Source organism: Glaesserella parasuis, assembly GCF_002015085.1.
Lineage (GTDB): Bacteria > Pseudomonadota > Gammaproteobacteria > Enterobacterales > Pasteurellaceae > Glaesserella > Glaesserella parasuis.
Genome location: NZ_MUXW01000002.1, coordinates 24,468 through 44,693, shown reverse-complemented (window position 1 = coordinate 44,693; position 20,226 = coordinate 24,468). Strand labels below are relative to the sequence as shown.

Below are 20,226 nucleotides of genomic sequence, written 5' to 3'. Positions count from 1 at the left end.
TAGGGACACACTGCGTGTGTCCAAAGAAAAACAAATGTACGGACACACGCAGTGTGTCCCTACCCTAAAATAATGGAATAGCATTATGAACAACATCGTTTACATTCTTTTAGACCAAGTCCGCAAAGATATGCTTGGTCCTTACGGACACCAAATTGTCAAAACCCCTAACCTTGACAGACTTGCAGCAGACGGTATTCGTTTCAATAATGCCTTTACGCCTGCTTCTGTGTGTGGACCTGCTCGAACATCATTGTTTACCGGCTTAATGCCATCTAGTCACGGTATTATTAAGAACGGCGAAAAAGGTGGCACAGGGGAAATCAGCCAACAGGCACCGAATATCTGTAACTTAGAAGGATACAACTCTTATGTCGTAGGAAAATGGCACGTCGGCACAAAATCTGTTCCTGAAGATTACGGGATTAAAGGACACAATTTTGACGGATACGGTTACCCAGGTAGCCAAGTCTATAAAAATTTGGTGTTCAACCAACCGCCGACACACTCTAACCGTTATCGTGAATGGCTAGAAGAAAAAGGCTATGAAATCCCTGAAGTCAGCCGAGCTTACTTTGGCGATAACCCTCATTTACGCGTACAAGAGTTATGTGGTTTGCTCTCTGGCACAAAAGAAGAAACCATTGAATACTTCATCATTGACGAAGCGAAAAAATATATCCGCGAATCGCTGGCTGAAGGTAAACCGTTCTTCACTTGGATCAACTTCTGGGGACCACACACCCCTTGCATTGTGCCTGAGCCTTATTACTCAATGTACGATCCAAAAGACGTTGTGCTAGATGAAAGTTTCTTCAAACCGCTTGAAGGTAAACCAGGGCATTTCCGCACCATCTCAAAAATGTGGGGAATGTGGGAAGCCAGCGAAGAACGTTGGAAAGAAGTGATCACGAAATTCTGGGGCTACATTACCTTAATAGATGATGCCATCGGTGAGCTGTTTACCTTCTTGGAAGAAAACGGCTTATACGAAAACACCTTCCTTGTCGCCACAGCAGATCACGGCGATGCAATGGGGGCACATCGTATGATTGAAAAAGGTGAGTTTATGTTTGAAACCACCTACAACGTCCCACTGATCATCAAAGACCCACAATCTAACCGTGTCAATGAAGTTGATGACAACCTCGTCTATCTTCACGACCTAACCTCAACGGTCTATGATGTGGCTGGGCAAGAAGTACCGCCAGAGTTCCAAGGGGAAACCATTTTACCAATCACCAGAGAAAACAAAGAGAACGACCGCAAAGGCTTGCTCTGCCAACTTGCAGGACACTTTGTTTACTTTGAACAGCGTATGTGGCGACGTAAAGACTACAAATTGGTATTCAACGCCACCGACCTCTGCGAACTCTATGATGTCCGTAAAGATCCTGAAGAAATGCACAACCTTTTCTATGATGATACCTATAAGGAAATCAAAAAAGAGATGCTCGAAGAGATGCGTTTGGAAATGAAACGTCTGAACGACCCGCTTGAGAATTGGGTGTATCGGATTATTGATGAAATTTAAGGGCATTAAGGGGTTAACCTGATAGATATAATAAATAGTTTTAATCTGGTTAACCTCTTAGATATTTTACAGTATTATTTTACAGCCAACTCCGCTCTCATCTGATCAATCACAGCTTTATAATCTGGTTGATCGAAAATTGCAGAGCCTGCAACAAACATATCAGCTCCTGCTTCTGCAATTTCAGCAATATTATTGACTTTCACACCGCCATCAACTTCCAAGCGAATGTTAAATCCACTGGCATCAATTCTGCGGCGAGCTTCACGCAATTTATTCAAGGTAGATGGTAAGAATGCTTGTCCGCCAAAACCTGGATTAACGGACATTAATAAAATCACATCGACTTTATCCATTACATAGTCTAAGTAGCTTAACGACGTTGCAGGGTTAAATACTAAGCCTGATTTGCAACCGTGTTCACGGATAAGTTGTAACGAGCGGTCAATATGCTCTGTTGCTTCTGGGTGGAAGGTGATGATGTCTGCCCCTGCTTTTGCAAAATCAGGGATTAAGCGATCAACGGGTTTTGCCATTAAATGTACATCAATCGGGCAAGTAATGCCGTAATCCCGTAAGGCTTTGCAAATTGCAGGACCGAACGTTAAATTCGGCACATAGTGGTTGTCCATTACATCAAAATGAATTAAATCCGCCCCTGCTTTTAATACGTCTGCAACATCATCGCCTAAACGAGCAAGATCCGCAGATAAGATAGATGGGGCGATGAGATAAGGTTGTTTTGCCATTGTCTGATCTCCTACTTACAAAATAGCAATAGCCTAGCATATTTATTGCTAAGAAACTTAGATCCAGTTCGCAATTTCGTTATTTCCTTGTGTTTAAGTTGAAAAAAGTGACAAAGACCATAAAAAAATTATAGCTTTTTTATTTTGCTTCAGGCAAAATAATCCCATATTTAATTTATGGTTTTAAGTCTGAGTTTTTGACTAGGAGAATATATGAAAAAAGGGATTCACCCTGAAAATTATCGTGAAGTGTTATTTTACGACGGCAGTGTGCAACAAGGCTGGATTATCCGCTCTTGTGCGGCAACAAATAAAACAATGGTGTGGGAAGATGGTAAAGAGTATCCACTTTATCCGTTAGATACGTCTTCTGCTTCTCACCCTGTTTATACGGGTAAACGCCGTGAAGCAAATACTGAAGGACGTGCAAGCAAATTCAATGAACGCTTTAAAGGCATTTCGAGCTTAACGAAAAAATAAGAAATAAAAGGGGACAAAATGAAAATTTTAAATTCGCTTAAATCAGCGAAATCACGCCACCCAGATTGCCAAGTGGTTCGTCGTAAGGGCAAATTATATGTGATTTGTAAAACGAACCCTCGCTTTAAGGCAAGACAGCGTTAAGAAAAGCATTATAAAATCAAATATATAGCGGTGAGAATTAAATCATTTTCACCGCTTTTTTATTGATTATTGTCAAATAACATTCATAAAATGTATTTTGTTTGCATTTTTTATGTTTTATAAATGTTACAATCATTAACATAAATAACCTATCCATTTAGTAAACTATTTTTGGCTAATTTTACAGAAACAACTTTACCTCGCCGTAGCTTTTTGCGTGGACATTTTTTGAAATCACTTCAGGACGAAAAAGTGGCTCAGCAAGGGCATCAAGCCGTTCGAGCACCTTGGACTGATCTTGCAAATTTTTTTGATAAATGCACCGATTGTGATAAGTGTATTGCTGTGTGTGAAACGCAAATTTTAGTGAAAGGGGCTGGCGGTTATCCTGAAGTCAATTTTATGAATGGACGTGGGGAGTGTACTTTTTGTCAGGCGTGTGTGAAGGCGTGTGAAGCCGATGTGTTTCGTTCAACAGATGAGCGAGCGTGGTTTCATTATGTTGAAATTCAGCAAAGCTGTATGACGTTTAGCGGTGTGGAATGCCGTAGTTGTGAAGATAGTTGTGAAAGCCGCGCTATTCGCTTTAAGCGACAAGTGGGGCGAGTGGCAATGCCTGAATTAAATGTGGAAAGTTGTAATGGTTGTGGGGCTTGTATGGCAGTTTGCCCGACACAAGCGGTCACTTTGGTGAGAAATGTCCAAAGCCCTCTCCCTCCGAAAGCCTAAAGGCTTTCTCCTCCCTCTCCCGTAAACGGGATAGGGATAAAAGAGAGTAATAATGAGAAATGTATCTGATAAATTGAACTATGACGAAGCGGACAACTGGTATGTTTGCAGTCTTGTAGTTCAAGTGAAACCTGAAAAGTTGGACTTGGTGAAGCAAGCCTTAACTGAGTTACCGAATACGGAAATCCACGGGGTGAAACTTGAAGAAAGTAAACTCGTGGTTGTTTTGGAGTCCAGTTATCAACCTGATTTGGTTGATCGTATGGAAATGATTAAAGATATTGAAGGGGTTATCGTGGTGTCGCTGATTTATAGCCACCAAGATGAAGCTCTTTAATTTGGTATTACCTATTATTTTGTGGGGAATTTATGGAACTCAATCGTCGCGATTTTATGAAAGCGAATGCAGCGGCAGCAGCAGCTCTCGCCGCAGGTATTACGTTACCTGTGAAAAATGTGTACGCTAACGACAATAGCATTAAATGGGATAAAGCACCTTGCCGTTTCTGCGGTACAGGTTGTAGCGTGCTTGTCGGTACGCAAAATGGACGTGTGGTTGCTTCTCAAGGTGACCCTGATGCCGAAGTAAACCGTGGTTTGAACTGTATTAAAGGTTACTTCCTGCCGAAAATTATGTACGGAAAAGACCGCTTAACATCGCCAATGTTGCGTATGAAAGACGGTAAGTACGACAAAAATGGTGAATTTACCCCTGTTTCTTGGGATCAAGCATTTACCATTATGGCGGAAAAATTCAAGAAAGCGATTAAAGAGCAAGGTCCAAATGGCGTGGGTATGTTTACTTCGGGTCAATCAACGATCTTTGAAGGGGTAGCAAAATCTAAACTATTTAAAGCAGGTTTACGTTCAAATAATATCGATCCAAATGCACGTCACTGTATGGCTTCAGCAGCGGTTGCGTTTATGCGTACCTTTGGTATGGACGAACCGATGGGTTGTTATGACGATATTGAGAAAGCCGATGTATTTGTGCTTTGGGGATCCAATATGGCGGAAATGCACCCGATCTTATGGTCGCGTATTTCTGATCGCCGTTTATCCAAACAAGATGCAAAAGTTGCGGTTCTTTCTACCTTTGAACACCGTTCTTTTGAACTTGCGGATTTGCCTATCGTATTTAAACCACAAGGTGATTTAGCGATTATGAACTATATCGCAAATTACTTGATTCAAAACAATGCGATTGACCAAGACTTTATCCAAAAACACACTAAATTCAAACGTGGTGAAACGGATATCGGTTACGGTCTGCGTGACAACCACCCATTAGAACAAGCGGCTAAAAATGCAAAAACTGCAGGCAAAATGCACGACAGTAGCTTTGAAGAGTTTAAACAGCTTGTTTCTGAATATACCTTAGATAAAGCACACGAATTATCGGGCGTGCCAAAAGATCAGTTAGAAAGCCTTGCGAAAATGTATGCGGATCCAAACCTGAACATCGTTTCATTCTGGACAATGGGCTTTAACCAACACGTTCGTGGTGTGTGGGCAAACCATCTCATCTATAACATTCACTTACTGACAGGCAAAATTTCTAAACCAGGTTGTGGACCTTTCTCATTAACAGGTCAGCCATCAGCCTGTGGTACAGCACGTGAAGTAGGAACCTTTATTCACCGCTTACCAGCAGATTTAGTGGTGACTAACCCTGAACACGTTAAAACCGCAGAAAAATTATGGAAGTTACCAAATGGTGTTATCCAAACTAAAGTAGGCTTGCACGCTGTGGCACAAGACCGTGCATTAAAAGACGGTAAACTCAATGCTTACTGGGTAATGTGTAACAATAATATGCAATGTGGTCCGAATATTAACCAAGAGCGTATGCCAGGCTGGCGTGATGAACGCAACTTTATTGTTGTGTCAGATCCATACCCAACAGTTTCTGCACTTTCTGCAGACTTAATTCTTCCAACAGCAATGTGGGTAGAAAAAGAAGGGGCTTATGGTAACGCAGAGCGTCGTACTCAGTTCTGGTTCCAACAAGTGAAAGCACCAGGCGAAGCGAAATCAGACTTATGGCAATTAGTGGAGTTCTCTAAATACTTCACCACAGATGAAATGTGGCCAGCAGAAGTATTAGCAGCAAACCCTGAATATAAAGGTAAAACACTATACGATGTGTTATATCGCAATGGTCAAGTGGATAAATTCCAAGTACCAACGGATAAAGCTGATTACATCAATGATGAGTCAACCCATTTTGGCTTCTATTTACAAAAAGGTTTATTTGAAGAGTATGCGGCATTCGGTCGTGGTCACGGTCACGATTTAGCAGACTTTGAAACTTATCATAAAGCACGTGGTTTACGTTGGCCGGTCGTGGATGGCAAAGAAACCTTATGGCGTTACCGTGAAGGCTATGACCCATATGTCAAAGCAGGCGAAGGCGTTGCTTTCTACGGTTATCCAGATAAAAAAGCGATTATTCTTGCTGTACCTTATGAGCCACCTGCAGAAGCACCAGATGCGGAATATGATTTATGGTTATCAACAGGGCGTGTACTTGAACACTGGCACTCAGGCTCAATGACCCGTCGTGTACCTGAATTACACCGTTCATTCCCGAATAACTTAGTGTGGATGCACCCAACGGACGCTCAAAAACGTGGTTTACGTCACGGCGACAAAGTGAAAGTAATTTCACGCCGTGGTGAGATGATCTCGCATTTAGATACCCGTGGTCGTAACAAAGTGCCTGAAGGCTTAATTTACACCACCTTCTTCGATGCAGGTCAGTTAGCCAATAAATTAACCTTAGATGCAACCGACCCAATCTCAAAAGAAACCGACTTCAAAAAATGTGCGGTTAAGGTTGTGAAGGCTTAGCCAAGAACACTTCCCCCATAAATGGGGGAAGAATATCAGATACCCCGTAAGCGGTTAGATTTGAGCAACAATTTGCAAATAAGGAACAGGCATTGAAACTCGATCCAAATCGTCGCCAATTTTTAAAAAATGCGACACGCACGGCAGGCGGTGTTTGTGGTGTGGGGATCATCTTAGCCTTACAACAAAACCAAAGCCTTGCTCGACAAGGCGTGGCACTGCGTCCACCAGGTGCATTAGCCGATGACAAAGATTTCACTGCCGCTTGTGTTCGCTGTGGACAATGTGTACAGGCTTGCCCTTACGATATGTTGCATTTGGCTTCATTACTATCGCCAATGGAAGCAGGAACACCTTACTTTATCGCTCGTGATAAACCGTGCGAAATGTGTCCTGATATTCCTTGTGTTAAGGCTTGCCCAAGCGGTGCGTTAGATCCAAATTTAACGAATATTGATGATGCTCGAATGGGTTTATCCGTTCTGCTTGATCACGAAACCTGTTTGAACTGGCAAGGTTTACGTTGTGATGTGTGTTATCGGGTTTGCCCGTTAATTGACAAGGCGATCACCCTTGAAATGCAACGCAACGATCGTACTGGTAAACACGCAATGTTTATCCCAACGGTACATTCCGATGCGTGTACAGGGTGTGGTAAGTGTGAAGAAGCCTGTGTGTTAGAAGAAGCCGCAATCAAAGTATTGCCAATGTCGTTGGCAAAAGGAATGTTAGGCAAACATTACCGACTTGGTTGGGAAGAAAAACAGAAAGCAGGGCATTCTCTGCTTGATGAAACCAACCCAGAAGGCATTATTTCCTTACCAACACGAATGCCAGAAGGGGTGAAATAATGGCAAATTCCCCGAAAGATGCAGGGCTTGAAGCCCGACAAAAATTAGGTTGGTGGCGTGCTTATCGCTTTTTGATTTTACGCCGATTAAGCCAGCTCAGTGTAGTGTTAATGTTCTTAAGCGGTCCGATGTGGAATGTATGGATCTTAAAAGGGAATTACAGCTCAAGTATGCTGTTTGACCTTATCCCTTTAACCGATCCACTGATTACCGCAGAAAGTCTTGCAACAGGCTATTTGCCTGAATGGAAAACCTTACTGGGTGCAGCGATCATCGTGGCAATATATGCGTTACTCGCAAGCAAGGTATTCTGTGGCTGGATTTGCCCTGTCAATATCGTCACAGACTGTGCCGCTTGGCTACGACGAAAACTTGGGATCCGTCAATCCGCTAAATTACCCCGTTCATTACGTTACGGTATTTTAGCAATGATCTTAGTCGGATCAGCCATTTCTGGCACATTATTATGGGAATGGATCAACCCCGTTGCAGCACTTGGTCGAGTGTTCGTCTTTGGTCTTGGTGCAACGCTTTGGTTAGTGTTAGCGGTTTTCTTATTTGATTTATTGATTGTGGAACACGGTTGGTGCGGACATCTCTGTCCAATCGGAGCAGCCTACGGTTTAATCGGTGCAAAAAGCATTGTACGAGTAAGGGTTGTTGATCGTGCGAAATGCGATCGCTGTATGGATTGTTTCCACGTTTGCCCTGAACCACAGGTACTACGCTTACCCTTAAATGGTAAACCCGAAGATAGCCAAATAGTGTTATCGAAAGATTGTATTAGTTGCGGACGTTGCGTTGATGTCTGTGCAGAAAATGTATTTAGTTTTACAACACGTTTTGAACGTGAACGGAGTGAAAAATGAAAAAATATCTCGCCCTATTATTAATCGCAGTAACAGGTGTGGCTTTTGCGAATGTAGAAAAAGTCCCGTCAAGTGCAGATAAAGGTGTTGAAGCGATTGAACCTGCTTTCCACAATATGCCAAAAGATGAAGGAAAGTTACCGCTTAGCTATGTGAACCAACCCCCAATGATCCCACATAGCATTAAAGGCTACCAAGTGACCAAAAACACCAACCAATGTTTAAACTGTCACGGCGTAGAGAACTATCGTACCACAGGTGCACCCCGCATTAGCCCAACACACTTTATGGATCGTAACGGCAATGTGACTGGTGACACATCACCACGTCGTTATTTCTGCTTACAATGCCACGTTCCACAAGCAAATGTTGATCCAATTATCGAAAACCAATTTGAACCGACCAAAGCATTTGGGGGTAAATAATGTTTAAGCTCATCAAAAAATTTTGGACGTGGTTTAAAACGCCAAGCAAAATCGGCATCGGTTTTCTCATTGTCGTTTCTGCGATCGGCGGTATTTTATTCTGGGGTGGATTTAACACAGCATTAGAGCACACTAATACAGAAGAGTTTTGTTCAAGCTGTCATATGAATGATGTTGTTCCTGAGTATCGAGCATCTGCTCACTACTCAAACCGCAGTGGTGTTAAAGCGGACTGTGCAGATTGCCACTTACCGCACGAATTTATTCCGAAATGGACACGCAAAATTGTCGCATCTCGTGAAGTTTTTGCTCACCTGACAGGCAAAGTGGACACCAAAGAGAAATTTGAAGCACACCGCTTAGAAATGGCTCAACGTGAATGGGCAAGAATGAAAGCCAACAATTCACAAGAGTGCCGTAACTGCCATAACTTCAGCGATATGGACTTCACTCAGCAAAAAAATGTGGCGGCAAAAATGCACGCAATGGCTGAACAAGAAGGTAAAACTTGTATTGACTGCCATAAAGGGATTGCTCACCAGTTGCCAAATATGCACGGGGTGAAATCGGGTTTCTCTTCAGAGAAATAAGGAATACAAGCGGTGAGATTTGCAAAATTTTTTGCGAATCTCACCGCTTGATCATTTCTATTTATTGCCTCTCCATTGGAACCTCTCTTAAATTTCAGTAGAATAAGTAATCTATTCTTTTATCTATTCTATTTATGGCACCAAAACGTAAACGCCCAACGCTTCAACATATTGCCGATCATTTAGGGATTACTAAAATGACGATCAGTCGTTATTTGCGTAATCCAGAAGCAGTCGCACATGAAACAGGGCTGCGAATTGCAGAAGCGATTACAGAATTTGGCTATATTCCCAATCGAGCACCTGATATTTTATCGAATGCAAAAAGCCGAGCCATAGGAGTGTTGGTGCCTTCTTTAACCAACCAAGTCTTTGCTGATGTGATTAAAGGTATTGAATTAGTCACGGATAAGGCAGGTTATCAAACGATGTTAGCTCACTATGGTTATAGCCAAGAGAAAGAAGAACAGCGAATTGAGTCGTTACTCTCCTATAATGTGGATGGCATTATTCTGTCGGAAAATCACCATTCTAAACGTACTTTGAAGATGTTAGAGGTGGCGAATATTCCAGTGATTGAGATCATGGATAGCAGTGAAATTGGCATTCAACAAGCGGTCGGATTTGACAATATTTCTGCAGCACAATCTATGGTTGAAACTATGATTAGTCGTGGACATAAAAATATTGTTTATTTTACTGCTCGTATGGATAAACGGACAAAATTGAAAATGCAAGGCTATGAACAAGCCATGCTAAAATATCATTTAGAACCGCATAGTTTGATTACCGATGAACCATCTTCTTTTACGCTTGGAGCCAAGCAACTTCAACAGGCATTGGCACAATATCCTGATATTGATGGTATTTTCTGTACCAATGATGATTTAGCAATCGGGGCTTTATTTGAATGCCAACGCTTAGGTATTAAGGTTCCAAAAGAGATGGCGATTGCAGGCTTTCATGGGCACGATGTGGGGCAATCACTCACCCCACAATTAGCAACGGTCATTACTCCCCGTTTAGAGATCGGCAAAGTTGCAGCCCAAGAGCTATTGAATCGTCTAAAGGGTGAAGCACAGCAGAGTAGTATCATCAACTTAGGCTACCAAATTCATTTGGGAGAGAGTATTTAAAGCAGTGGTTTGATAGTGTCAATACAACGTTCTACCACAGTTTCAAAAGGTGCATCAATATCAATAAAAATCACGTCCTTTTCATCTGCCTGAGGTTCTTCTAAGGTCGCAAATTGGCTTTTCAGCATATCTGTTTTCATATAATGCCCTTTCCGTTGCTTCATACGTTCTAACACCAATTCAAAAGAGCCTTTTAGAAAGATAAATTTAACATCATTGTTGCCTTGTCGAATACGATCTCGATAGATTTTTTTCAACGCAGAACAGACGATAATACCTTTTTCACTTTTCTGTTCTAAGCTAAATGCCGCATCATTAATCCGTTCTAGCCAAGGTTCTCTGTCTTGATCATTGAGTGGAATGCCATTCCCCATTTTAATAATGTTCGCTCTTGGATGAAGATCATCGCCATCAATCAATTTCATACCTAAACGGCGTGTGACTTCTGTCCCGATAGAGGTTTTCCCTGTACTTGATACGCCCATTAAAATAAATGCTTTCCCTTCTGACATAACGGTTCTCCTACAACAAAATGTTACCGATAACTGAAATTTTTCCATAATGTAACACGTTGATAGATTAAATTATGAAAATTTTATTCAAAATTTGAACAAGATCACAGATTTAAAATAAATTTGAGAATTCCGTTTACATTTTAGATACAAAATAATATGTTACCAGTAACAATTTATGCCTTAGGGGGTTATATGTTAATTTTTACGATGGTTGTAGCGATTATTTTGCTACTAGTGATGATTATGAAATTTAAAGTGCACGCATTTGTGGCTTTAATTATTGTGAGTTTATTAACTGCGTTAGCGACAGGGATCTCTGTCGATAAAATTTTACCAACCTTGTTAGGTGGCTTCGGTAGTACATTAGCATCTGTCGCTTTATTGGTAGGTTTAGGGGCGATGATTGGTCGCTTACTTGAAATTACGGGAGGAGCAAAAGTCCTTGCGGATACTTTAATCAATAAATTTGGGGAAAAACGCGCACCATTCGCTCTTGGTGTGGCCTCTTTACTTTTTGGTTTCCCTATCTTTTTTGATGCTGGACTTGTGGTGATGTTGCCTATTATTTTCAGTGTGGCAAAACAGTTTGGTGGTTCAGTATTACGTTATGCATTACCATCATCGGGCGCTTTTGCAGTGATGCACGCCTTCCTTCCTCCTCATCCAGGCCCTGTTGCTTCTGGTGATTTACTGGGGGCTAATATGGGATTGCTGGTGATTGTCGGATTAATCTGTGCGATTCCAACTTGGTATATTGGTACTTACTTATTCAGTATGTTTGTGAGTAAACGTATCCATGTGGATTTACCAAAAGCCTTTTTAAATTCATTGGCCGTGAATGATACAGCGGTACAAAATCCGCCAAGCTTTAAACGTGTTCTGATTATTCTGTTATTACCTATCTTCTTGATTTTATTTGATACAGGATTGAATACATTAACAGTTGCTAAAGTGGTAGATGGTTCAGACCTTTGGGTTCAAAGTTTACGTTTGATTGGTAAAACACCTGTTGCCTTGTTGATTACCTTGGTGGTTGCGATTCTGCTGTTAAAAGGCAATCGTAGCTATGAGCAAATTGAAAAAATTTGTAACAATGCTTTAGGACCAATCTGCTCTATTATTCTAGTAACAGGGGCTGGTGGTATGTTTGGTGGCGTGCTCCGTGCAAGTGGTATTGGTGACGAACTCTCTGTTTTAATGTCAGATACTGGTATGCCAATTATTGTAGCGGCATTTATTATTGCAACGACTTTCCGTGTTGCACAAGGTTCTGCAACAGTCGCATTAACCACAACGGCAGCATTAATTGCACCAATGGTTGCAGCAGATACAAGCCTAACTCAATTTGATCTCTGCTTTATTGTGATTTCTATTGCTTCTGGTGCGACAGTTCTTTCTCACGTAAACGATTCGGGTTTCTGGCTCGTAAGCCGTTTCCTAGAAATGGATGAGAAAACAACTTTAAAAACTTGGACAGCCCTTGAAACCTCTATCGGTGTTGTAGGCTTTATTATTGCTTATATTGGTAGTATTTTACTTTAGTTATTGATGTGACAAGCGGTGAAATCTGCAAAATTTTTTGCAAATCTCACCGCTTGTTTATTCCCCACGATAACGTTTAGTAAATTTTTGTTGATGTCTAGCAATCACATCTTCAATCGCAATATCGTATTTATCCGCTAAGATAAATAAGTTATCAAACACATCGCCCAATTCTTCAATTAAGTTTTCTTTTTTCTGTAAGGCATCTTGCTCAATTTCATCAGGACGCTCTCGACCAATCTCAATAGCACGCACGGCACAGGCAACCTCGCCAATTTCCTCAGTCAGATAAGCAAGGCGACGAAAAACATCTCGCTCGTACCAATTCTGCAGTTGATAAAATTCTCTCACCCATTTTTGATATTCTTGAAAGTGCATTTTGTTCTCTCTGATTATTTGTTACCATCTGTCACTACTTTAACAAAATAGGAAGAAAAAGAAATGAAAATAACCGTCTATTGCGGAGCAAGTGTCGGGAATAATTTGGCTCACCAACAAGCGACTTGAATTGGGTAAATGGATTGCAGAACATCAACATACGTTAGTCTATGGTGGCGGTAATGAGGGTTTGATGGGCTTATTAGCAAATACTGTGTTGGAAAATGGTGGTGAAGTGATTGGTATTATGCCAACCTTTTTACAGGAAAGAGAATTGGCACATAAGGGCTTGACGCAGATGATAACCGTCAACTCTATGCCTGAACGTAAGAGCAAAATGATAGAATTAGGTGACGCTTATATTGCGTTAGCAGGCGGACCGGGTACTTTAGAAGAAATCGTTGAAGTGATCTCGTGGGCGAGAATTGGTCAAAACCCCAATCCGTGTATTTTGTTTAATAGTGATGGCTATTATGATGATTTAAAAGCCTTTTTTGACAATATGGTAAAACAAGGCTTTCTCACTCAAGCGGATAGAAACAAAACACTGTTTTCAGATAATTTGGTAGAAATTGAAAGTTTTATTCAAAGTTATACTCCACCAAAAGTGAGAGTATATTAATTGTCTGGGAGATATTTAACAGTTTTCTTTATAGGCAGGCTAATGTTTCTCGAGAGGGAAAAATGGCATAGTATACAAAATGGTTGCTAAAAAGTGGCTTAAAGTCTTATATTACGGGCTTTAAGCCACTTTTTTGAATTATGAACCAAAAAAATGTCATTTTTGCCACAGTAGCGACATTCGCAAGCATGGTATAAGAAATAATATTCAACGCTATAAATGTAATGCTTGCAATAAAACATTTACCCTTAAAAAGAAATTAAATCCAATAAGTATTTGGAATGATTATTCAATAGGAAAACAAACCTATAAACAACTTGCCGAAAAATATCATTGTTCAATCAGAACGATTCAAAGATATATCGAAAAAGCCCCTAAAACAGTATTAAATCCACCACAATTACGTGATTTAAATATTATTGCGGATACCACCTTTTTTGGTCGTGAATTTGGTATTTTACTCCTGATGGATTCGCTTTCTAAAAAGGTGGTTTACCATCGTGCCATCAAAACGGAAAAAGATGTTTATTACAGGATAGCGTTCAATTCACTTCGTATGAAAGGCCATAACATTCAATCAATTACCTGCGACGGCAGACGGGGTATATTGAAAGATTTATTGGATACACCGACGCAAATGTGCCATTACCGAATGAAAAGGGCTATTATCCTTATAAACATCGGAATGTAAGAAGTGCTTATCATAGTTTTAAACGTTATATGGATTATCTATTTACCTATGAAAAGCATGGCGATTTAAATATCGAAAAAACGACAAATAGACTTGAAAACTTATTTGGGCAACTAAAGGAAAAATTATCGCATCATACAGGATTAATGAAAAAAACATAAGATTATGTTTATAAAGGATTTTTTAAATAAAAAGAGTTGCTAAGAATAATTAAAATATTCATTAGCAACCACTTTGTCATATAGGCGTAGTTTTCACGAAATTAGCAACTATTTTGTCTACTATGCCCTTTTTATAGATAGACATTAGAAACCAATGGTTCTACCATCTGGATTTCTCGGATCAGAGTAGCCATAAAATCCATCTTCTCTCGCTTGGATAATCTGAATTCTTCCCATAGGAGCTTTGACATTAATTTTATGACCTTTTTGCTCCAAGAGTTTGAGGGTATCAGGACTAATTCCTTCCTCAATGCGTAACTCATCAGGTAACCATTGATGGTGTACGCGAGGAGTTACAATCGCTTCAGCTGGGTTCATTCCATGATCAACGGTGTTTAAAATACTTTGTAACACCGTGGTAATGATACGAGCACCGCCAGGGCTACCAGTCACTAACCATGGTTTATCCTCTTTCAGAACTAAGGTTGGTGTCATAGAAGAAAGTGGGCGTTTTTTTCCTTCGACAGCATTGGCATCTCCACCAATTAAACCAAAGGCATTGGCAACACCAGGTTTAGCCGAGAAGTCATCCATTTCATTATTCAGAAGAATTCCTGTTCCTTCGGCAACAATACCACTACCGAAATTGAGATTTAACGTATAAGTGACTGCTACAGCATTACCTTCTTTATCCATCACGGAATAATGGGTGGTTTGATCACTCTCGTAAGATTGTGGTTGTCCTGGTTTGATATCAGATGCTGGGCGTGCTTTTTCTTCATCAATACCTTGGATGAGTGATTTTGCATATTCTTTAGAGGTTAACCCTTTCGCAGGAACTTTTACAAAATCTGGGTCACCTAAATATTCAGAGCGATCGGCATAAGCCAATTTCATTGTTTCAGCGAGATGGTGAATCGTTTTGGCGCTATTAGAACCAAATTCATTTAATGGGTAGTTTTCTAACATATTGAGGATTTGTACTAAGTGAATCCCACCTGAGCTTGGCGGTGGCATTGTCACAATTTTGTATCCTCGATATTCACCAGTAATCGGTTTACGTTCGACGGCTTGATAACCTTTCATGTCATCTAAGGTGATCAATCCATTATGTTTCTCCATCTCAGCAACAATCTTTTTCGCAATGTCGCCTTCATAGAATCTAACTGATTGAGTAAATGCGTAAACATTTGCGAAGTATTCGCCGTGCCTCGGTCAAACATTAAGATTTTCGGCACACCATAAAATGGCTCGGATTTATGGGCTTTCGGCTGAATGGCATTGATAAAACACTGGCTCACGTTTTCCGCTGTTTCACCCCCATAGACATATTCCACATAAATCACACCGCTTGCGTGGTCGGTAATCACATATCGCCACACCCGTTGCGGTTCAACTTTAGCCACATTGGCAGGCTTATTTTTGTAAAACTCTTCTTGCTCCATAATGCACAACCCATTGCCTTTGCCCGTTTCCTTTAAGTAATACAACACACATAAAGACGGGTCGATTTGCCAAACGTGGTTCGGGTGTCGGCTTTGCATTTGTACCACAGGGGCAGGACGTAATAACTGGTCGGGGTGCATATTGGCATTGCGTAACGCACGCTCCACACTGGTGGCGGAATAAGGGCGAATTTCCCCTGTTTGACAATCCAAGAACTCCGCTTTTACTTTATGGTTAGCTCGTAAAATATCTAACACTCGTTCCAGCGTTGCCATTGTTTTGCCGTTTTTACGCCGTAGCTGTAACCAAGCCGCACTAATCACTTCAAGTTCTGCATTATCCATTTGGTGCTTCCCCTTATCCGACCGCACTTTGCGACCGCTTGCAGGGCGGTAAGGCTTAATTTGACGCAAGAAAGTCGCTCGGCTTAGCCCTGTTTTGTTGCAACCTTCTTCAATAATTTTCTCCTTCTCGCCAAAGCCTGCTTTCTCCACACACTCGGCATATTGGGCGAGAACGCTCGGTAGTATTGCCATTGCATCTATCCTTACTCCGCATCATCTCTTGCCCATTCAGGCAAATCTGAACCACTTGGGCTATCATCAAGCTGGAAATGTTGCTGAAGCTCACTCAAAATCAACTGATATTCCGCCAGCACACCACTCATAAATTGGCGATGGTCAATACCTGTTTCTGCTTGGTGGGCTTGCAAGGATTCAAAGGCTTGAAACACTTGCCCACGCAAAATGGCTTCGGCTTTATAGCTAATTCCTGCCGTTTCTTCGCGTAACACACCGCCACGCTGTTCAGGGGTTTGAGTTTCAATCAGTTTCTGTTTTTTTGCCAAATCCACATCAAGGCGGTTGATTTTTTCATCTTTATTGGCAAGCACTTTCGCCATCGCATCTTTATCTTCTCGCGCTTTACGCAACGCCTTACGCAATTCATCACGGGTCATTCGGTCAATTTCATCTAGCTTTAAACCTGCCACCGTGCCGCCTTCGGCGAGTTCTTTCAAATCGTCATCATCTTGCGTGACCAGCTCTAATAACTTCGATTTACCTAGCTGCACCAACTTCGGCGTGGTATCTTGCAAGCCTTCGCCGCAGAATTTCAGCGTGGCTTGCATAAATTTCTTAGCTGTATGGCGGCTCATCCCTAATTCATCTTCTACCGTCGTAATAAATTCGCCATGTGCCAAATGTTCTTTGAGAATAATTAATGCTCGCCCTAGTTCTAACATTTGCCCTGTAATCGCTTGTTGACAATGTTTAGCTCTATCAACGATGATTTTTTTATCAAAGACTTCGCCGTTACCCCATTTATCCATAATCGCCATACTGTGGCGTAGGTAAGTTTCGTTCGAAAGTGCGGTCGATTTTTCGGTTGTTTCTGTCATTTTTTATGATCCTTTTTCTATAATTTAATTCGTTCAAATGGGTCGCTGGCGACCCATTTAAAATGCCCCAGCATTCACTCGCTGATCCATTTCAGCCATTCGGGCTTGCATTTTTTCCGTATCACGCTGGTGGGTAACGGCAATCTGTAACATCTGAATACTTAAGGCAAAGCGTCCTGTTTCTTCCAGTTTCACCACCAACCCTTCCGCAATTAACGCCTGTAATGAACGTGTAATGTTCACAGGGCTTTCATTTAATCGGTCGGCTAATTCCTTATTGCTTAACCCTGTTAAGGTTCTGCCTTTCAAGGCTTTTAAAATCCGCAACGCACGCTGTGTACTGTTGATTTTCTCGCTCATTTTGTTTCTCCTTCCTCCGCCCAATCATAAGGTTCAAGCGGTTTAACCTGTTTTGCCTGCATACGTAAAATAAAATCAGGCACTAATTGATATTCTGCTTTGGGTTTAACGATATAGCCTTGGCGGTTTAAAAACGCCGTGGCGAATTTCACTAAAATTTGTTTCATCTTCTTTCTCCTATTCGTTTTACAAGCGGTGCTATTCCGCTATGGTTTTACAAAAAAACATCGCTTTAGGATCTACCAAATTGTTAAAGAGCAAGTAAGGTTTAAGCTGACTTACGCAGCGGCTTTTAAGCCAAGTTTCACGGCAATCTCGTGGGACTTGCCATAACTCGCTTTAATCGTGCCATTAAGTACACGAGATACGTGAGTTGGGTCATAGCCATTCTCCCTTGCCCATTGCGCAAAAGTTTCTCCTTTTGCCCTGAACATTGCCTTTACTTCACTCGGCGTTTTTACTGTTTGTTGCATTGGTTTTATGCTCCTTGTTGCGTTATAATTGATTAAATCTTTAATCAATCTTTTAACTACATTATGAGAACTTAAGTTCTCAAAGTCAAGGGTAAATTGTGAATAATAGTTCTCTTTTGTCTGTTCGATTAAAAAATGAACGAACCCGTTTAGGGCTGACACAGGCTGAAATAGCTAGTAAATGCAACGTTTCTCGTGAAATGTGGGGTAAATACGAACGAGGTATAGCTTTGGCAGGAAGTGAAGTTTTGTTCTCATTGGCTGAGATTGGTGTAGATATTGGGTATTTATTTTCAGGCGTTAGAACAATACCTTTAACCGAAACAGAAAATGCACTCCTTGAAGACTACCGAGAAAGCAACGAACAAGGCAAAGAAGCCATAGAGAAAACCGCAAAAGCCTTGGCGGCGACGGCGGCACTTACGGCTCGTCAAGCAGCGTAGATGATTTTATTAACACAACAGAAGGAAACCAAAATGAAAAAATTACTTGCACTTACATTATCTGTATTCGCATTAGTTGCTTGTGGAGATGAAAAACCAACACGAGAAACTGTAGTTGCAGAATTAAAATCTACGGGAGTAGAAATTAATGATGTTAGAACACTAGAACGTGATACTAAATCACCACTGCCAAATAGCTATGCTGTACGTTTTGCCTTTTCAACACCTGAGATAGCACCAAAGGGCGGTCAAGTGTTTATTTGTGATGAGAAAAAATTATGCGATCCACTTTATGTCTATTTTGATGCTTTAAAAGCATTCGGTGGTTCATATTACTACCAATCGCCAAAAGGTTTGGTCGTGCTACAACTTAACGAAAAAATGACACCCGAAACTGCTAAAAAATTAGAAAAAGCCCTTGCTAAATTTTAGGAGAATACTATGCAAGAATTCATTTTCAACGGTAAAAAATACTCTGTCAGCATAAGTTCTTATACCGGTGTAATGTCATCTGCTGGGTTTGCTGAATAGGGATCAATCTATGAAAAAGCTCCTTATTACATTATTGGTGGCAGGCGTTGCCACCTTTGCCTTTGCTCAAACATTTACTTGTAGCAAACGTACCTGTAGCCAAATGGACAGCTGTGAAGAAGCTCGTTTCCACCTCACCCAATGTGGTGTCAGTAGCCTCGACCGCGATAAAGACGGCATACCTTGTGAGAGTTTGTGCGGTGGGAAGAAGAAAAAGAATGGATAAATTAACCTGAGGGAATGAAATGACAGAACAACAATCAGAATTACAAAATATCATTATTCGTAATGAACAAGATGCTTATGATTTTTTGCGCCAAATCTATGAAACTGAACTTGGCAATGATGTGTCTAAGTTACACGTGCAATTTGAAGGGTGGCCAAAAGTTCAAGTAAAATTGACAGGCGAAAAATATCAGTCCACAATTACACCTTCAATTATGAAGGCTTTCTTGAAATTGCAAGATGGTTTATATAAAGCCTATGCGTTAGCAGTTTACGCTGATAGTAAACATCGTTTAAGTGATGATGAAAAGAAAGACTTAGAACTCATTATTAAAGTTAGTCAAGGTTCGTCTAAGTTTGATGGAGAAAACATTGATTGGGGAAATGTTTTAACAGGGTTGATTTCAAAGATGACTAGTAAGCATTTGATGATCACATTGTTGTTTGGGCTTCTGTGTTATTTTGGTACAGATGCTTATAAAATGTTTCTCGACGATAAACAAGCAGAACGAGAAGCTCAGGCTCAGTCAGATACGACAGCAAAACTAGTAGAACTTAATGAAAAAACATTAGACGTTTTGGCTGAGCATCAAAAAGAAAACCGTGAACTTATTCGCCAACTGGTCGAACAAAAACCTGAGCTGGAAGAAATTGCGATTGAAGCGAAAGAAACTAAGCGAGAATTCTTTAAACAAGCCAGTGATGCGGAAAAAATCAATATCCAAGGCGTTGAAGTCACTGGCGAACAAGCAAAAGAGTTGGCGAAAAAACAACGTCTGTCGCCTGCACGTGAATTTGAAGAAATTCGCCTCGATGGAATGTATCGTATTTTAAATGTCAATACAGAATTAGATACAGGCTTCAAAGTTAGCATTCGTAATGAAGCAAGCGGTCAGGAATTAATTGCAGAAGTGCAAGACAACACTTTCCAAAGCCAATACAAAAAAGCCATTGAAACCGCAACCTTTGAAAAACGCCCTGTCGCATTAGATATTAATGCGAAACAGAAAGTTGCCAATGGCACAATTTATGATGTTGTCGTCATTAAGGCTGTTTTACACAAATCGACTAAATAATCCT

The 20,226-nt window shown here is 40.9% G+C and carries 24 protein-coding genes and 3 pseudogenes; 18 read left to right on the top strand and 9 right to left on the bottom strand.

The features are described 5' to 3' along the window. The first annotated feature begins 85 nt into the window (after window positions 1-85). Window positions 86-1,534: a sulfatase-like hydrolase/transferase gene (locus B0183_RS01280; protein WP_071610706.1), complete on the top strand. Its 1,449-nt coding sequence runs from the start codon at window positions 86-88 to the stop codon at window positions 1,532-1,534. Window positions 1,535-1,608: 74 nt separating this feature from the next. On the opposite strand, the gene rpe is transcribed toward B0183_RS01280, so the two are convergent. Next, a complete protein-coding gene (gene rpe, locus B0183_RS01275) occupies window positions 1,609-2,283 on the bottom strand; it encodes a ribulose-phosphate 3-epimerase (RefSeq protein ID WP_078208215.1) in 675 nt (224 codons plus the stop codon). Window positions 2,284-2,496: 213 nt separating this feature from the next. On the opposite strand from rpe, the gene B0183_RS01270 reads away from it, so the two are divergent. The 10 genes from B0183_RS01270 (at window position 2,497) to gntR (ending at window position 10,360) form a co-directional block, all read left to right on the top strand. After that, window positions 2,497-2,763: a type B 50S ribosomal protein L31 gene (locus B0183_RS01270; RefSeq protein WP_005713327.1), complete on the top strand. Its 267-nt coding sequence runs from the start codon at window positions 2,497-2,499 to the stop codon at window positions 2,761-2,763. 18 nt (window positions 2,764-2,781) lie between these two features. Then, entirely contained in the window at window positions 2,782-2,907 is a 126-nt protein-coding gene (gene ykgO, locus B0183_RS01265) for a type B 50S ribosomal protein L36 (protein WP_005713329.1), read from the top strand. A gap of 171 nt (window positions 2,908-3,078) precedes the next feature. Next, window positions 3,079-3,636, top strand: a complete 558-nt coding sequence (napF, locus tag B0183_RS01260) for a ferredoxin-type protein NapF (RefSeq protein WP_078208214.1) — start codon at window positions 3,079-3,081, stop codon at window positions 3,634-3,636. 52 nt (window positions 3,637-3,688) lie between these two features. Beyond that, entirely contained in the window at window positions 3,689-3,973 is a 285-nt protein-coding gene (locus B0183_RS01255) for a chaperone NapD (protein WP_021110111.1), read from the top strand. Window positions 3,974-4,005: 32 nt separating this feature from the next. Next, entirely contained in the window at window positions 4,006-6,489 is a 2,484-nt protein-coding gene (gene napA / locus B0183_RS01250; protein WP_078208213.1) for a nitrate reductase catalytic subunit NapA, read from the top strand. 92 nt (window positions 6,490-6,581) lie between these two features. Further along, on the top strand, window positions 6,582-7,340 hold the full coding sequence (napG, locus tag B0183_RS01245) for a ferredoxin-type protein NapG (RefSeq protein WP_021111829.1): 759 nt from the start codon (window positions 6,582-6,584) through the stop codon (window positions 7,338-7,340). Continuing rightward, window positions 7,340-8,209, top strand: a complete 870-nt coding sequence (gene napH, locus B0183_RS01240; protein WP_021118591.1) for a quinol dehydrogenase ferredoxin subunit NapH — start codon at window positions 7,340-7,342, stop codon at window positions 8,207-8,209. The genes napG and napH overlap by 1 nt, the downstream gene beginning before the upstream one ends. Next, window positions 8,206-8,634: a nitrate reductase cytochrome c-type subunit gene (locus tag B0183_RS01235; RefSeq protein ID WP_021118590.1), complete on the top strand. Its 429-nt coding sequence runs from the start codon at window positions 8,206-8,208 to the stop codon at window positions 8,632-8,634. Before napH ends, B0183_RS01235 begins: the two co-directional genes overlap by 4 nt. Next, on the top strand, window positions 8,634-9,224 hold the full coding sequence (locus B0183_RS01230) for a cytochrome c3 family protein (RefSeq protein ID WP_005714264.1): 591 nt from the start codon (window positions 8,634-8,636) through the stop codon (window positions 9,222-9,224). The genes B0183_RS01235 and B0183_RS01230 overlap by 1 nt, the downstream gene beginning before the upstream one ends. Before the next feature lie 134 nt (window positions 9,225-9,358). Continuing rightward, window positions 9,359-10,360, top strand: coding sequence for a gluconate operon transcriptional repressor GntR (gntR, locus tag B0183_RS01225; RefSeq protein ID WP_021113015.1), 1,002 nt, complete (start codon window positions 9,359-9,361; stop codon window positions 10,358-10,360). Here gntR and B0183_RS01220 read toward each other — a convergent pair. Continuing rightward, window positions 10,357-10,872 (bottom strand): gluconokinase, encoded by a 516-nt coding sequence (locus tag B0183_RS01220; protein WP_021114465.1) that lies wholly within the window; start codon window positions 10,870-10,872, stop codon window positions 10,357-10,359. The two genes, gntR and B0183_RS01220, sit on opposite strands and share 4 nt — an antisense overlap. Before the next feature lie 195 nt (window positions 10,873-11,067). Here B0183_RS01220 and B0183_RS01215 point away from each other — a divergent pair, with 195 nt between their 5' ends. Then, entirely contained in the window at window positions 11,068-12,417 is a 1,350-nt protein-coding gene (locus B0183_RS01215; RefSeq protein ID WP_078208212.1) for a GntP family permease, read from the top strand. 57 nt (window positions 12,418-12,474) lie between these two features. Here the strand turns inward: B0183_RS01215 and B0183_RS01210 are convergent, their stop codons facing one another. After that, complete coding sequence (locus tag B0183_RS01210; protein ID WP_021113014.1) at window positions 12,475-12,795, bottom strand: MazG nucleotide pyrophosphohydrolase domain-containing protein; 321 nt, start codon at window positions 12,793-12,795, stop codon at window positions 12,475-12,477. A gap of 63 nt (window positions 12,796-12,858) precedes the next feature. Here B0183_RS01210 and B0183_RS01205 point away from each other — a divergent pair. Both B0183_RS01205 and B0183_RS13075 read left to right on the top strand, forming a co-directional pair. After that, a pseudogene (locus tag B0183_RS01205) lies at window positions 12,859-13,417 on the top strand (LOG family protein). Window positions 13,418-13,550: 133 nt separating this feature from the next. Further along, on the top strand, window positions 13,551-14,108 hold the full coding sequence (locus tag B0183_RS13075) for an IS256 family transposase, variant Zn-binding type (RefSeq protein ID WP_415578947.1): 558 nt from the start codon (window positions 13,551-13,553) through the stop codon (window positions 14,106-14,108). Window positions 14,109-14,413: 305 nt separating this feature from the next. Here the strand turns inward: B0183_RS13075 and ggt are convergent. The 6 genes and pseudogenes from ggt to B0183_RS01175 form a co-directional block, all read right to left on the bottom strand. Next, window positions 14,414-15,430, bottom strand: a pseudogene (ggt, locus tag B0183_RS01195) (gamma-glutamyltransferase); the annotation flags it as partial. Further along, window positions 15,430-16,251, bottom strand: a pseudogene (locus tag B0183_RS01190) (transposase family protein); the annotation flags it as partial. The pseudogenes ggt and B0183_RS01190, both read right to left, overlap by 1 nt. Before the next feature lie 11 nt (window positions 16,252-16,262). Then, on the bottom strand, window positions 16,263-17,114 hold the full coding sequence (locus tag B0183_RS01185; protein WP_078208210.1) for a DUF3102 domain-containing protein: 852 nt from the start codon (window positions 17,112-17,114) through the stop codon (window positions 16,263-16,265). A gap of 57 nt (window positions 17,115-17,171) precedes the next feature. Next, entirely contained in the window at window positions 17,172-17,474 is a 303-nt protein-coding gene (locus B0183_RS01180) for a helix-turn-helix domain-containing protein (protein WP_041639451.1), read from the bottom strand. After that, on the bottom strand, window positions 17,471-17,641 hold the full coding sequence (locus B0183_RS12225; RefSeq protein ID WP_164681667.1) for a hypothetical protein: 171 nt from the start codon (window positions 17,639-17,641) through the stop codon (window positions 17,471-17,473). The genes B0183_RS01180 and B0183_RS12225 overlap by 4 nt, the downstream gene beginning before the upstream one ends. A 111-nt stretch (window positions 17,642-17,752) precedes the next feature. After that, a complete protein-coding gene (locus B0183_RS01175; protein ID WP_071610387.1) occupies window positions 17,753-17,947 on the bottom strand; it encodes a DNA-binding protein in 195 nt (64 codons plus the stop codon). Window positions 17,948-18,045: 98 nt separating this feature from the next. On the opposite strand from B0183_RS01175, the gene B0183_RS01170 reads away from it, so the two are divergent. The 4 genes from B0183_RS01170 (at window position 18,046) to B0183_RS01155 (ending at window position 20,222) form a co-directional block, all read left to right on the top strand. Beyond that, on the top strand, window positions 18,046-18,390 hold the full coding sequence (locus B0183_RS01170; RefSeq protein WP_078208209.1) for a helix-turn-helix domain-containing protein: 345 nt from the start codon (window positions 18,046-18,048) through the stop codon (window positions 18,388-18,390). A gap of 33 nt (window positions 18,391-18,423) precedes the next feature. Then, a complete protein-coding gene (locus tag B0183_RS01165) occupies window positions 18,424-18,822 on the top strand; it encodes a hypothetical protein (protein ID WP_131826756.1) in 399 nt (132 codons plus the stop codon). A gap of 109 nt (window positions 18,823-18,931) precedes the next feature. After that, window positions 18,932-19,147: an excalibur calcium-binding domain-containing protein gene (locus tag B0183_RS01160; protein ID WP_078208207.1), complete on the top strand. Its 216-nt coding sequence runs from the start codon at window positions 18,932-18,934 to the stop codon at window positions 19,145-19,147. Window positions 19,148-19,166: 19 nt separating this feature from the next. Continuing rightward, complete coding sequence (locus B0183_RS01155) at window positions 19,167-20,222, top strand: hypothetical protein (RefSeq protein ID WP_035522972.1); 1,056 nt, start codon at window positions 19,167-19,169, stop codon at window positions 20,220-20,222. The last annotated feature ends 4 nt before the right edge of the window (window positions 20,223-20,226 follow it).

Bases quoted from the DNA above. Each gene is read 5' to 3' on its own strand.
- B0183_RS01280 (WP_071610706.1), top strand. From the start codon at position 86: ATGAACAACATCGTTTACATTCTTTTAGACCAAGTCCGCAAAGATATG.
- rpe (WP_078208215.1), bottom strand. From the start codon at position 2,283: ATGGCAAAACAACCTTATCTCATCGCCCCATCTATCTTATCTGCGGAT.
- B0183_RS01270 (WP_005713327.1), top strand. From the start codon at position 2,497: ATGAAAAAAGGGATTCACCCTGAAAATTATCGTGAAGTGTTATTTTAC.
- ykgO (WP_005713329.1), top strand. From the start codon at position 2,782: ATGAAAATTTTAAATTCGCTTAAATCAGCGAAATCACGCCACCCAGAT.
- B0183_RS01255 (WP_021110111.1), top strand. From the start codon at position 3,689: ATGAGAAATGTATCTGATAAATTGAACTATGACGAAGCGGACAACTGG.
- napA (WP_078208213.1), top strand. From the start codon at position 4,006: ATGGAACTCAATCGTCGCGATTTTATGAAAGCGAATGCAGCGGCAGCA.
- napH (WP_021118591.1), top strand. From the start codon at position 7,340: ATGGCAAATTCCCCGAAAGATGCAGGGCTTGAAGCCCGACAAAAATTA.
- B0183_RS01235 (WP_021118590.1), top strand. From the start codon at position 8,206: ATGAAAAAATATCTCGCCCTATTATTAATCGCAGTAACAGGTGTGGCT.
- B0183_RS01230 (WP_005714264.1), top strand. From the start codon at position 8,634: ATGTTTAAGCTCATCAAAAAATTTTGGACGTGGTTTAAAACGCCAAGC.
- gntR (WP_021113015.1), top strand. From the start codon at position 9,359: ATGGCACCAAAACGTAAACGCCCAACGCTTCAACATATTGCCGATCAT.
- B0183_RS01220 (WP_021114465.1), bottom strand. From the start codon at position 10,872: ATGTCAGAAGGGAAAGCATTTATTTTAATGGGCGTATCAAGTACAGGG.
- B0183_RS01215 (WP_078208212.1), top strand. From the start codon at position 11,068: ATGTTAATTTTTACGATGGTTGTAGCGATTATTTTGCTACTAGTGATG.
- B0183_RS01210 (WP_021113014.1), bottom strand. From the start codon at position 12,795: ATGCACTTTCAAGAATATCAAAAATGGGTGAGAGAATTTTATCAACTG.
- B0183_RS01185 (WP_078208210.1), bottom strand. From the start codon at position 17,114: ATGACAGAAACAACCGAAAAATCGACCGCACTTTCGAACGAAACTTAC.
- B0183_RS01180 (WP_041639451.1), bottom strand. From the start codon at position 17,474: ATGAGCGAGAAAATCAACAGTACACAGCGTGCGTTGCGGATTTTAAAA.
- B0183_RS12225 (WP_164681667.1), bottom strand. From the start codon at position 17,641: ATGAAACAAATTTTAGTGAAATTCGCCACGGCGTTTTTAAACCGCCAA.
- B0183_RS01175 (WP_071610387.1), bottom strand. From the start codon at position 17,947: ATGCAACAAACAGTAAAAACGCCGAGTGAAGTAAAGGCAATGTTCAGG.
- B0183_RS01165 (WP_131826756.1), top strand. From the start codon at position 18,424: ATGAAAAAATTACTTGCACTTACATTATCTGTATTCGCATTAGTTGCT.
- B0183_RS01160 (WP_078208207.1), top strand. From the start codon at position 18,932: ATGAAAAAGCTCCTTATTACATTATTGGTGGCAGGCGTTGCCACCTTT.
- B0183_RS01155 (WP_035522972.1), top strand. From the start codon at position 19,167: ATGACAGAACAACAATCAGAATTACAAAATATCATTATTCGTAATGAA.